Origin of the sequence: Corallococcus macrosporus (assembly GCF_017302985.1) — a bacterium.
In the GTDB taxonomy this organism is placed as follows: domain Bacteria; phylum Myxococcota; class Myxococcia; order Myxococcales; family Myxococcaceae; genus Corallococcus; species Corallococcus macrosporus_A.
This window is the reverse complement of record NZ_JAFIMU010000007.1, coordinates 2721206-2733264: the sequence shown is the minus strand read 5'-3', so window position 1 is coordinate 2733264 and position 12059 is coordinate 2721206. Positions and strand designations below refer to the sequence as shown.

Below are 12059 nucleotides of genomic sequence, written 5' to 3'. Positions count from 1 at the left end.
CCGCATGAAGATTCTCCCAGGGGCGTCGCAACTGTACGGAGGACACATGGAGACTCGGAAGCTGGGCAGGCAGGGCCTCACGGTTTCGGCGCTGGGCCTGGGCTGCATGGGCATGTCGGACTTCTACGCGGGCCGTGACGACGCGGAGTCCGAGGCCACGCTGCTCCACGCGCTGGACCAGGGCATCACCTTCTTCGACACGGCGGACGCCTACGGCCCCGGCCGCAACGAGGAACTGGTGGGCCGCGTGCTGGGGCCCCACCGCCAGCGCATCGTCCTGGCCACGAAGTTCGGCCTCGTGCGCGACCCCGCGAATCCCCAGGCCCGTGGCGTCAACGGCCGGCCGGAGTACGTGAAGCAGGCGTGCGACGCGAGCCTCCAGCGCCTGGGCATGGACGTCATCGACCTCTACTACCTGCACCGCGTGGATCCGAAGACGCCCATCGAGGACACCGTGGGCGCGATGGCGGAGCTGGTGAAGGCGGGCAAGGTGCGGTTCCTGGGCCTGTCGGAGGTGAACTCGGAGACGCTGCGCCGCGCGTGCGCCGTGCACCCCATCACCGCGCTCCAGTCGGAGTACTCGCTGTGGAGCCGCGATCCAGAGGACGGCGTCCTCCAGACGTGCCGCGAGCTGGGCGTGGGCTTCGTCCCCTACAGCCCGCTGGGCCGCGGCTTCCTCACCGGCCAGTTCAAGCGCCTGGAGGACCTGCCGGAGGACGACTACCGCCGCCACTCGCCGCGCTTCCAGGGGGAGAACTTCCAGCGCAACCTCAAGCTGGTGGAGCACATCGACCGGCTCGCGAAGCAGAAGGGGTGCACGCCCGCGCAGCTCGCGCTCGCCTGGGTGCTGTCGCGCGGACAGGACCTGGTCCCCATCCCCGGCACCAAGCGCCGCAAGTACCTGGACGACAACCTGGGCGCCCTGGCCGTGAGGCTGACGGAGAAGGACCTGGCGGACATCGAGGCCATCGCTCCGCCGGGCGTGGCGGCTGGCGAGCGCTACCCCACCGCCATGCAGGGCTTCCTCCAGAGCAACACTCCCAAGGAGGCACGCTGAGCACCGGCCCCAGGCCAGGCAGCCCCCCGAGCGCATGACCGTCCCCGTCCCCTCTCCTCGCGAAGAATCCCCGGCGCCCCTGCCACCTCCCGCGACTCCGGAACCTCCCGTGGGAGCCCGGACGGATGAGGGCTCCGCCCTGCTGCGCTACGGGCTGGCGGTGGCGGGCGTCGTGGTGAGCTTCCTCGTCCAGCGGACGCTGTGGCCCTTCATGGCCAGCAGCCCGTTCCTCGCCTTCTTCGCGGCGGTGATGTTCGCCAGCTGGCGCGGAGGCTGGGGACCGGGGCTGCTGGCCACCGGACTGTCGCTCTTCACGGTCCACTATTTCTTCCTGAAGCCGCTCGCGGACTGGCACCTGGCGCCCACCAACCTGGTGGCGATGGGCCTCTTCCTGGCGCTGTCCCTGTTCGTGACGGCCCTCAACGTGCGCCTGCGCCGGGCCAACGCGGAGCGCGCGGACCTGCTGGAGCGCGAGCGCGCGGCCCGCGCCGCCGCCGAGTACGAACGGGCGCGGCTGCGCGAGCTGTTCATGCTCGCGCCCGCGCACCTGGCCATCTTCCGCGGCCCCCAGCACATCTTCGAGCTGTCCAACCCCCTCAACACCGCGATGCTGGGCAACCCGAAGCGGCTGCTCGGCCTGTCCGCACGCGAGGTGGGCCCGAAGGAGGAGGCCGAGCGCGTGGGTCAAATGCTCGACCGCGTCTACGCGACGGGCGAGCCCTTCGTGGGCCGGGAGGTGCCCCTCCAGTTGCCGCAGCCGGACGGCTCCGTGCGCGACTACGTCTTCGACGTCACGTACACGCCCACGCGCGACGTCCGGGGACAGGTGGACGGCGTCGCCGGCTTCGGCTTCGACGTGACGGACCTGGTGCGCGCCCGCGCGCGAGCGGAGCGGCTGGCGCGCGAGCTGTCGCACAACGAGGAGCACCTGCGCCTGCTGGCGGGGGCCAGCTCCTTCCTGGCCACGTCGCTGGACACCAAGGCCACGCTGAGCAACGTGGTGCGTCTGGCGGTGCCCACCCTGGCGGACTGGTGCATCGTCGACATGGCGATGGAGGGCGGCGGCTTCCAGCGGCTGGAGGTCGCGCACGCGCCCGGCGAGCCCGAGGAGCTCCGCGAGGCGCTGTGGGCTCCGGCTCCGTACGAGGCCCTCACCCCGGCGTTGGGCGGCGCCATGCCGCTGCTGCTGCGGGGCCAGCCCTTCTTCATCGAGGAGGTCACCGAGGAGGGGCTGCGGCAGGTGACGAGCGATCCCGGGCGGCTGGAGGTGTTCCGCAAGATGCACCTGCGCTCCGTCGCGCTGGTGCCCATGGTGGCCCGGGAGCGCCCGCTGGGCATCCTCAGCTTCGGCACCACCTGGAGGTCCGGCCGGGGCTACACGGCCGCGGACGTCCCCTACCTCCAGGAGCTGGCCAACCGCGCCGCGCTGTCCATGGAGAACGCGCGGCTGTACCACGAGGCGCGTGAAGCGGTGCGCCTGCGCGACGAGTTCCTGTCCATCGCGAGCCACGAGCTGAAGACGCCGCTCACGCCCCTCAACCTCAAGCTCCAGGCGCTGCGGCGCGAGCTGGACCGCACCCCCGGCCCGGTGCGGCGCGAGCTGGTGGAGAGCTACGTGGACGTGGGCTCGCGGCAGTTGAAGAAGCTGGCGGAGCTGGTGAACGACCTGCTGGACGTGTCGCGCATCGCGGCCGGGCGGATGTCCCTGGAGCCCACGCCCATGGACCTGGCGGAGCTGGTGCGGGACGTGGTGGCCGCCTACGAGGGCCCCGCCGCGCGCTCCGGCTCCGCGCTCCAGCTGGAGTGCGCGGACGCGGTGGCGATGGGCGTGTGGGACCGGCAGCGCCTGGAGCAGGTGGTGGTGAACCTGGTGGACAACGCCATCAAGTACGGCCAGGGAAGGCCCATCCACGTCCGCCTGGAGACGCGCGAGGGCAAGGCGGTGCTGACGGTGCGGGACCAGGGCATCGGCATCGCGGAGGAGTCCCTGCCGCGCCTCTTCGGCCGCTTCGAGCGCGCGGTGAGCGAGCGGCACTACGGCGGCCTGGGGCTGGGCCTCTACATCACCCGCACGCTGGTGGAGGCCATGGGCGGCACGGTGCGGGTGGAGAGCCGCCTGGGCCAGGGCTCCGTCTTCACCGTGGAGCTGCCGCTGCGCGCGGAGTCCTGATCAGGAAGCGGCGCGAGCCCGGGGCAGCTGCGCGTGGGGCTCCCAGGGACCGCTGGAGCCCAGGCAGTGGCGGCAGGTGGCCAGGGGCGTATCGCGCTCCAGGTAGCCCAGGAGGCGCGTGAGCAGGTCCGGGTCATCGAGCGGCACGCCGTCTTCTTCCGCGAGCGCGGGCAGGTGCGGGTGCTCGGCGGCGAGGACGGTGGCGACGTGGGGCGGGCGGGTGCAGGTGTAGAAGCGGCCCCGGTGGACCAGGTGGCAACGCTGCTTGAGCCAGCACCGAGCGAAGACGTCCCGCACCTGCGCGTCGGACTCCAGCGGCGCGTCCGGGGTGATGCGCTGGAAGCGGTCGATGGCCTTCACCGTGAGGTGCACGCCGTGCTGGTCGCAGCGCTCGGTGATGCGAGCGATGGAGCGTTCGGGCAGCGGCGCGGACGCGTAGAACGACAGCGTCATCCGGTCGAGCCGTTCGTACACGGCATCGGGAGCGCTCTGGGCGAGGAAGCCGTTGGTGGTGACGGAGACCTGCTCGGTGATGCCGGAGGCGCGCACCACGTCCAGCACGGCGGGCAGGTCCGGGTGGAGGAAGGGCTCACCGCCGGTGAGCTTGAAGACGTTGGGCTTGAGCACGCGCGACAGCCGGCGCAGGTCCTCGGCCAATGCCTGGGGAGACACGGCCCACGCGGGCAGGTGCGGCGACAGCGGGCAGCACTGCGCACAGCGCAGGTTGCAGTGCGTGGTGACGTGCGTCTCCAGGGACCAGGTGAGGACGCGGCTGTCGTGAAGCTCGTAGCGCACGGTGCGGGAGTCTACCTTCTGAACCAGGAAGTAGGGCCGAAGTGCCCGGCCCTCAGCTCGCCGTGAGGACGAGCTGATCCATGGCACGCGTCATGGCCACGTAGAGCAAGCGGGCTTCCTCCTTGGCATCAGGCCTTTCGGGAGCTGGGCGCTTGAGCCGAGGGATGGCGACGACGGGGAACTCCAGTCCTTTGCTGGAATGGAACGTCAGGACCTTCACGCTGGCTTCGGAGGACTTGAAGGCGGACTGGCCATGACCCTTGCCCACCCATTGCAGGGGAATGCCCTTCTGGCGCAGGTGCTGAACCGCACGCTGACCGATGTCCATACTGCGGTAGAGCAGGGCCATCTCATTCCACGCATGGCCTTCCGCATGGAGTTGCTGGAAGCGGCCCGCGATGTAGCGCAGCTCTTCATGCAGGCTGGGCAGCTCGACGACTTTCGGCACGGGCCCACGGCGCCCCGCGGATTGGGGTTGAACGAGCGGAACGCCATCTTCGTCCGCGTCGTTGGGCGTCAGCACTTCTCGCGCGAAGTCGGCGGCGAATTGGAGGATGTCGGCGGTGTTGCGGTAGTTCAATCGCAGGATGGTGGTACGGCCCTGGGCCTGGATGCCCACGCTCCTGAAGCTGAAGCGCTTGTGCGGGTAGATGGACTGGGCGTCGTCATAGAGCAGCAGGAGCGAGTTCGTCCCCGGATCCACCATCTGCGAGATGAGCTTGAACCACTCGGGTTGGAAGTCGTGCCCTTCATCGATGAGCACCGCCCCATACTGGGCCCGGGGAATGAGCCCGCGGTCCACGGCGGCGATGACCCGCTGAACGAGTTGCTCGTAGAACTCACCGGGTGGCAGCCCCTCGGGTGGAAATCCCGCATGGAAGTGGCGGAGCTGGGCGTGGCACCAGGCATGAAAGGTCTGGATGACCACCTGCGCTGAAAGCCCCTGGGCTCTCAGCATCTGCTCCAGCCAGCCATAGAGAGGCTTCCCGTAGCAGAGGACAAGGATGGGGCGATGGAGCGTCCTGGCCAGCTGCAGGCAGCGATACCCCAGGATCATCGTCTTGCCGGAGCCCGCGACCCCATGGATGACGCGATGGCCCTCTCCCAGGCTGCGAGCCAACTGCTCCTGCTGAAGGTCCATGATGCGGATGAGGTCCGGAACCGAAAGCTCCAGCTCCGTCTGGACCGGTGCGGAACGGGCAAGCGGGCCGCTGCCAATCCGCAGCTCCGGGAAGACATGCCAGCGGATCCGGTCCAACTGAGGCAGTGAGATGGGCTGTGAGGGAGACCACGGGAACATGTCCCAGAGCCGCTTCTGGAACTTCTCGGGGTCGACGTCTTCCCCCATCTCATCCCGGCAGATGACTCGATGCGGTGGCAACACCTTCCCCAGTTCGCCCTCGTCGAACTGCCTCCGGGTGATGTTCGAGAGCACGACCCCATGGCTCCAGGGCAGGACCAGTCGGCCCCGATATGGACCGTCAGGAGTCACGAGCATCGGGTCGCGTTGGAGCAGCGTCGCGATTTCATGGGCGTAGACACGGGACTGCTCGAAGGGGTTCACCACCTCCTTGAGGCCCGTCTGTGTCATCAGGACGACGCGCGACTTGTCGATGTTCTGGAGGGTGTCGCGCTTCCAGTCCTTCACCTCAAGGACGAGCAGTCCCCGCCGAGGATGCAGGATGATGAAGTCCGGATGGTGCCCCGTGCCCCCGATGGGGACGTCGTACCAGAGCAGGTAGTCGTCCTCGAGCTTCTCCTCCAACCGGCGAGCGAACCGCTTCTCCCCGGCCTGCATCCGGACAAGGCACTGGTTCAGGGAGGGAATCAATGTCGCCATGTGAGGGCCTACTCGGGGAGGAGGGAGGCGGTATTTCCGCCCCCGCTTTGCGTCAAACGCTGCGCGGCCTGCCATGCCCCCTGCACATCGAGATGCCGTGCCGCGTAATCGCGCGCGAGCAGGGATGCTTCGACAAAGGCGTCATGCTTTTCGATGGCCAGGTTCTCAACTTCGGCGGTGAGCGCTTCCGCTCTCGCGGGACCAGCCGCGACGAAGCCACGCAAGGCCTCCTCGACTCCCGCCTGGGTTCCCGGCACCAGAATCACCGGTCCCTGGACTTCCGCAGGCATACCGAGTGCATGGAACTGGAGCTCCAGCGTGTGGAGCACGGCATCTCCCATCCACGGGAAGAGATACACACTGCCCCCGGATGAGACGACGCCGCGCTCGGCCAGTCGCCATCGATGGAAGGTATCCCGTCCCTCCTTCAGCAGGTCCTGGGCACGCGCATCCAGGTAGCGCGGAACCTGTTCGGAGACATAGAGCAGACGCATCCGCTCACGAATCTGGTCATGGACGCTGCCCACTGCCCCGGAGTCGAACCGAGGGACGCGTCCCATCGGAGCAGGCTCGAGTTCGACCACCTTCTCCTCGGAGTGGACCGAGAGCACCTTCCAGCGCGTCCCCCCGAAGATGAGGAACATGCCGACAAAAAGAGGTTGATCAATCGGCATGCTTCCCAGCGTGCGCCCCACTGTCACCAGCCGGAACTCCTCGGGCGATGCGAACGCAGCGTAGAAGCTGTAGTGATTGACGATTCGTTCACCAACGCGCCCCAGCAACAAGGTCCCGTCGTTGGATTGGTCCAGCAGTTCCGCCCGGCCCAATCCCCTCAAGAAGCGAACGAAGTCCTCAGGCGACACCCGGGCAAAAGGGCCTTGCTGGCAGAGCGCCGAGTACACCTCGGCGGCTTTGACACCCCCATGCTGGGCAATGAGGGACAGCACCTGCTGAACCAAGGTGGAGAAGTGGAAGGCTGTTGCTGACGGGGGCTCACACCATCCCGCCAGCAGCAACTCCACCATGGCCACGGACTGAACCAGACGTACCCGCAGCTGATCCGGCAGCGGACTCTTGTCCGTCAGCTCCGGCTCCTGATGGTAGATGCGAAGCGTCGCGGGACCACCCTTGCGGCCACTGCGACCCAATCGCTGGCGAAGGCTCGCCACGGAAGGGGCCACCCCAACCTGGGCGACGCTCTGCACCGAGCCCACATCAATGCCCATTTCCAGAGTCGTGGTGCACACCAGGCTGACCGGACGTTGCCGGGCCTTGAGGGCCGCCTCTGCCTCCTCGCGAAGCTCCTTGGAGAGGTTTCCGTGATGGGGGAAGAACTCATTGGGCAATTGGGATTGCTCACACATCTGCCGCAGGAGATCCGCGTAGCATTCGACATTCTGCCGGCTGTTGGCGAAGACGAGATTGTGTGTCCCTCGAAGTGCCTGGAAGAGATGCGCCGCGATGGCGTGGACATCCTCGGTCCGCTCGTCCTCGGCCAACAGGGCGCCTTCCGCCTCGGCCGCGGCGCTCAGGCGTTGGGCATCAGGCTCCTGGGTCCGGTATCCCCGCAGCTGGAGCCGCAGCTCGCCTCCACCAGCAGGGGATGCAAGCAGGAGCACGTCACGTCCTGCTCCAGGCCGAAGGAAGTCTGCGGCCAGGGCCATGTTTCCCAACGTGGCGCTGAGCCCGACGCGGGCCACCTTCCGGCGGAGCAACAACTCCAGGCGATGGAGCAGGGACTGAAGCTGACACCCTCGCTCGGTTCCAATGAATGCGTGGAGCTCGTCGATAACCACGTGCTCCAGCCCTGACAGAAGTCCCTTGAGCGCAGGCCCCTGGCGCACGAACAGGGCCTCCAGGGACTCGGGAGTGATGAGGAGGATGCCGCCCGGCGACTTGAGCAGACGGCTCTTGTGCCCCTGGGACACATCTCCGTGCCACCGATGCACGGGAATCCCCAGGCCTTCACAGAGCCCTTCCAGGCGTTGGAACTGATCGTTGATCAGTGCCTTGAGCGGACCTACGTAGATGGCCCTCACACTGCCGTCAGCGCCTTCCGCCAGCCGGCTGCAGATGGGAAGAAATGCGGCTTCCGTCTTCCCACTGGCAGTCGAGGCCGAAAGGATGACGTCGCGCATTCCCTCCCGGACGGGTGAGATGGCGGCTTCCTGGATGTCTCTCAGCTCCTTCCAGCCCTGTGCCCAGATCCAGCGCTGCACCCGTGGATGCAGCAGGGAGAAGGAGGACGAGGCTCCCCCTCCGTCAGAGCTTGAAGGAGGCAAGCTCATCGTCCGCGGTTTCCTTCTGACGACTGGGGGCCCTGGTCGCGGCGACAGGCTGCGTCTCCGAGTCTGACTCCGTCAGTGGGGCCAGGTCGGGGTTGGTCTCGACGGCCAGGGAGATACCGCCCAGCAACTCCTTCCAATCCGCGGTGGGATTCTGCTCAAGCACGGACAACAGATTGATGAACGCCGTCACCGTGCTGCGTGGGGTCCGGAAGTAGGCCTCACCAATCCGCTCCGAGCAATGGCTCATGAAGCCCTGGAGTCCCTCATCCGGCAGGAGCCGGGCGCCGCCCTCGCCCGCGGAGAAGACATGCCTCAGCTTGGTGAGCAGGACGTACAGGTCTTCGGGCGTCAGGTTCGCCAGGCGAAGCACCGGCGAGGAGTAATCAACGAGTCCGCCTACCGCGAAAGCGTTCTGAGCCAGCCGGGACTGCAGCGCCTCGTAGCTATAGAGCCCCTTGCGTGTGTCCGTGAGGAACTCCGGCGTCCCGCCCAGCAGGAACCCGAGTCCCTCCGCGCTCCCCTGCAGGCAATCATTGAGAATGCGAAGGATCTGCTCGTAGTTGGAGGCCCGAGCCTTCGTATTCGCCAGTTTGTAGAGGTTGACGAGTTCGTCCAGACAGACGAGCAACCCGTCGTACCCCGCGAGGCGAACGAAGCGCGCCAGGAGCTTCAGCTGGTCGTAGACATCCGAGTCGTCGATGATGGAACGGACTCCCAGCGCCCGCTTCGCATCCGTGCGCGTGGAGAATTCGCCTCGGAGCCATCGCACCGCGTCGGCCTTGAGAGCCTCGTTGCCAGTGTCGTGACCTCGCCAGTACGCCGCGATGACCTCCGCGAAGTCATAGCCGCCCACCAGCTCCGACAGGGCCGCGAGCTTCTCGCGAATGACGGCCTCTGGCTGGATGCCACGGGTGCGGGCATCCGTGAGGGCGCTGGAAACAAAACGCTCCACGACGCTGGGAAGCGCGCCCCCTTCGGGTTTGGCGCGGGTCGCGAGGTTGCGCATGAGCTCCGCGTACAGGTTGCGCGCCTTGCCATCCGTGGCGTGGATCCTCCGGTCCGGATTGAGGTCCGCGTGCACCGTGACCAGTCGCTTCTCCAAGGCGATGGAGCGGATGAGGTTGAGGAAGAAGGTCTTTCCGGAGCCGTACTCTCCGATGACGAAGCGAATGCCACTGCCCCCTTCCGCGATTCGTTCCACGTCGCGGACCAGTGCCTTCACCTCTTCCACCCGACCGACCTGGATGTGCTGCTGACCGACTCGCGGAACGACGCCCGCTCTCAACGATTGGATGATGGCGTCCCGGTCTTTCGGCCTGATGCGTCCCTGCGTCGCGTCCGTCATGCCACCATCTCCTGAGCCGCTTGTGCGTTGAGCTGAAGAACTTCGTCTCCTTCGAGGACGGGCTCGCCACAGACCCCGAAGGCTGCATCATTGATGACGTCCAGCGCCCCGTCGGTGAGCAGCCCCAGCCCACTGGCAAGCTTCTCGACTTCGGAACGAGGCCACTCGGCCTTGGCGACCAGGGCCCGAAGCAACGCGGAGTGGGCGGCATCCAGTCCCGCGACGGAAGCCTCTCCCACCGCGGGAGCCGAAGGCGTCGCAGGAGCCGGCTCCTCCTCCGCGAAGATGCTTCCCAGCAGGCTGGAAACCGCCGCGGTTTCGACCAACTTCGCCTGCACGCTCCGCATGTCGAGGGCAACACCGGCGCTCTTCCTCGACTGTGACGGCTCTGGTGGAGGCTCGGCCGGCGGAGCAGGCAGGGTGAACCCCTTCGCGGGAACACCTGCCAGCTGCATGGCGACAGGTTCCGCGGCAGGAGCGGTCCGCGCGGAGACCACCGTGTGGATGTCCGCGTGAACACGCGCTTCATCAAGCCCCAACAGGGGATAGAGCTTGGACAGCGTCTTGAGCTCTGGAAGCGCCACGCTTCCATCCGCCACCGCGACCTCCACGAGCAAACGGCCCAATGCCGCCCGCGCCGTGGGCGTCAGCGAGTCCACCCTCTTCTTGAGGCTCGCAGTCGAGGCGGGACGCTTGAGCAACCAATCCAGGTGCGCCTTGAGACGAACCTTTTCCGCCATGGACAGGTCCTGTGAGTTTTCGAGCATTGCGTCCAGCCGCGTCCTCTCTTCAGGACTCACCGTGCCATCCGCCGTCGCCACGGTGGCCGCCAGATGCAAGGTCGCCAATGTCGCGAGGTAGGTCGGAGATGGGGCATTGGGAGACTCCGGAGGAAGGGCAAAGACAACAGCCGATTCCTCCCTCGCCAAGACGGGACCACTGAAGCGGGGATCCGGCTCCAGGCCAAAGCCCAACTTCTCCAGAGTCTGCGCCAGTCCCACCGCTTCGGCCTTGGACACCTTGTCGGGGACCGCCGTGGGCCAGTGCGCCAGGAGCGAGCGAGCCTCGATCGCGGCAACGCCGCGCCCCGAGAGCGCCTCTTCGAGGGTAGACCGAAGCGCCTGGACTTCCCTTCCACCCTGCCCCACAGCCAGTTCCGGAGGAAGCAGCGCCAGCGCCGCCAGGGTGTTGCGCCCCTCTGGGTTCTTTCCAATCCAGCGGCTGAAGGGCTCAAGCTCGATACAACAATCCTCGATGAGCGCATGCAGAGGCTTGAGGGAGGATTCAGAGGCTTCAAAGGTGGTCGTCGAGGCGAGCGGAACCTCGCCACCGAAGGAGGCACTCGCGGGCTGATATTGAGCCTTCACCTGCGTCTTTCGCGCACGGGGCACGATTCCCGGCCCGTGGTCGCGAGCGTATCGCGCGCGAAACAGGGTCTTGAACTCCTCCGGGCAGCGGGTCGCGGGCGTACGAAGACGTGTGTCACTGGCTTCGATCGCCCAAGCCAGGGCCCAGTCGGCCGGCAGCGGGAGTTGTCTGGACGCAGCAGTCCCCACTGCGATGCGCACATCGAATGACGCCTCGCCCTCGCTCCGAAGCGCGAACTGAGGCACTTCCTTCAACAGTCCTTCCTCCCCTGTTCGCCGGACGCGAAGGACATCCTGCAACTGGGTGGCGTACCGACGAAACGAGGCGTTGGTCCCATAGACACGCAATAGGCCCTGAACCTCTTGTTCGATGGCACGCACTTCCTCGGAGCTCACAGCCCCCTTTGCCAGGTCGACGAGAACCCGTCGCTCCAGGCCATAGAAGAAGAGGAAGACGTAACCGATATAGGCGTTGGGCCTGCGCCGCCCCTCCTCAAGCCACTCCAGGTAGCCGGCGCGACACGCAGGGGAAATGGTGGAATAGGAGGGCCAATAGTTCATGCCCTCACCGCTGCGGTCCGGCCTGGAAGCGACGTGGAGGCTCGGATTGATGAGGGCGGGTTCCGGACTCGGAACATTCACCGCCGCGAGCTTGTCTCCGACATACACCATGCCCCCTGGAATCCTCCGGCCTGCCACCTCCACCGCCTGGCCAGGCGGAATCCAGGTGGCGCCTCGGATCGTCACGGGCTTGGGAGACGACTCGATTCGACCTGGCGCGCGAGCGGGGGCATCGGAGCGCGTCTCGGGCCGTGGGGGTTCGGTCCGAGGCAAAGCCTGCGAGATCCGCGGCGGGGGAGCCTCTTCCCTCTTGGGAGGTGCGACGTTCACCTGAGGGAGGGGCGCGGATTGAGCAGCAAGGCCTGCCCGTCCTTGCTCCTTTGCGCGCTCTTCCTTGAGGCGCGATTTGTGGCGCTTGCGCGCAGACTCGAGCCCCCAGAAGACAAGCCCCAGCAGCCCCAGGAAGACAAGCGTACACAGGACGCCGTTTGAATCACCTGACTGGGAAGCAGCCATCACGATGGGCAACTCCCGCATCCACGCAGCCATGACGCTGTTTCCCCCGCCTGAGGTCGAAGAATTCCGATCTCCGGTGGATTCTACCATTCACGTCGGAGTGGAAAAGGCAGCCATCCT

Annotated in this window: 7 protein-coding genes; 2 read left to right on the top strand and 5 right to left on the bottom strand. The window is 66.8% G+C overall.

The genetic code is table 11. The annotated features are described in order from the left end of the window. Positions 1-46 precede the first annotated feature (46 nt). Positions 47-1057: an aldo/keto reductase gene (locus JYK02_RS23695; RefSeq protein WP_207054230.1), complete on the top strand. Its 1011-nt coding sequence runs from the start codon at positions 47-49 to the stop codon at positions 1055-1057. 109 nt (positions 1058-1166) lie between these two features. Beyond that, complete coding sequence (locus JYK02_RS23690) at positions 1167-3227, top strand: ATP-binding protein (protein WP_347402561.1); 2061 nt, start codon at positions 1167-1169, stop codon at positions 3225-3227. Here the strand turns inward: JYK02_RS23690 and JYK02_RS23685 are convergent, their stop codons facing one another. From JYK02_RS23685 to JYK02_RS23665, 5 genes are read right to left on the bottom strand one after another with little or no spacing between them, the layout of a single operon-like run. Then, entirely contained in the window at positions 3228-4022 is a 795-nt protein-coding gene (locus JYK02_RS23685) for a radical SAM protein (protein WP_207054226.1), read from the bottom strand. A gap of 52 nt (positions 4023-4074) precedes the next feature. Continuing rightward, positions 4075-5862: a DEAD/DEAH box helicase gene (locus JYK02_RS23680; protein ID WP_207054224.1), complete on the bottom strand. Its 1788-nt coding sequence runs from the start codon at positions 5860-5862 to the stop codon at positions 4075-4077. 8 nt (positions 5863-5870) lie between these two features. Further along, entirely contained in the window at positions 5871-8081 is a 2211-nt protein-coding gene (locus tag JYK02_RS23675; protein ID WP_207054222.1) for a DEAD/DEAH box helicase, read from the bottom strand. A 43-nt stretch (positions 8082-8124) separates the two neighbouring features. Continuing rightward, positions 8125-9495, bottom strand: a complete 1371-nt coding sequence (locus JYK02_RS23670) for an ATP-binding protein (RefSeq protein ID WP_207054220.1) — start codon at positions 9493-9495, stop codon at positions 8125-8127. Beyond that, the gene (locus JYK02_RS23665) at positions 9492-11939 is read right to left on the bottom strand and encodes a TerB N-terminal domain-containing protein (protein WP_277991436.1); all 2448 of its coding nucleotides are present in this window, start codon (positions 11937-11939) and stop codon (positions 9492-9494) included. The genes JYK02_RS23670 and JYK02_RS23665 overlap by 4 nt, the downstream gene beginning before the upstream one ends. Between the last annotated feature and the right edge of the window lie 120 nt (positions 11940-12059).

What these genes read in the sequence shown, in the direction of transcription:
- JYK02_RS23670 (WP_207054220.1), bottom strand. Translation starts at nt 9,495, where the DNA reads ATGACGGACGCGACGCAGGGACGCATCAGGCCGAAAGACCGGGACGCC.
- JYK02_RS23680 (WP_207054224.1), bottom strand. Translation starts at nt 5,862, where the DNA reads ATGGCGACATTGATTCCCTCCCTGAACCAGTGCCTTGTCCGGATGCAG.
- JYK02_RS23665 (WP_277991436.1), bottom strand. Translation starts at nt 11,939, where the DNA reads ATGGCTGCTTCCCAGTCAGGTGATTCAAACGGCGTCCTGTGTACGCTT.
- JYK02_RS23695 (WP_207054230.1), top strand. Translation starts at nt 47, where the DNA reads ATGGAGACTCGGAAGCTGGGCAGGCAGGGCCTCACGGTTTCGGCGCTG.